Here is a 253-nt window from a genome sequence, read left to right as displayed (position 1 = left end):
CTACTGGCGCTCCTCTACGGCCATGACGCGGACCGTAAGCGCGGAAAAACGGACCGCACCAAAGATGCGATCCGTCGTATTCGATTTACAGCTTTTCGACCTGGCCGAATTCGAGTTCGACTGGTGTGGCGCGGCCAAAAATGGTGACGGAGACCCGGACGCGCGATTTTTCGTAGTTGACTTCTTCGACGCTGCCGTTGAAGTCCGTGAACGGACCTTCCTTCACGCGGACCATCTCGCCGACTTCGAACAG

General features: G+C 57.3%; 1 protein-coding gene. It reads right to left on the bottom strand.

Translation table 11 applies throughout. The annotated features are described in order from the left end of the window. Positions 1 to 85 precede the first annotated feature (85 nt). The coding region (locus SB816_RS33470; protein WP_410548438.1) for a KOW motif-containing protein at positions 86 to 253 on the bottom strand (168 nt) is incomplete at its 5' end.

The organism is Achromobacter sp. SIMBA_011, from assembly GCF_046535435.1.
Classification (GTDB): domain Bacteria; phylum Pseudomonadota; class Gammaproteobacteria; order Burkholderiales; family Burkholderiaceae_B; genus Achromobacter; species Achromobacter dolens.
The sequence above is the reverse complement of the archived record's forward strand: the minus strand, read 5'-3'. Positions and strand labels throughout refer to the sequence as shown.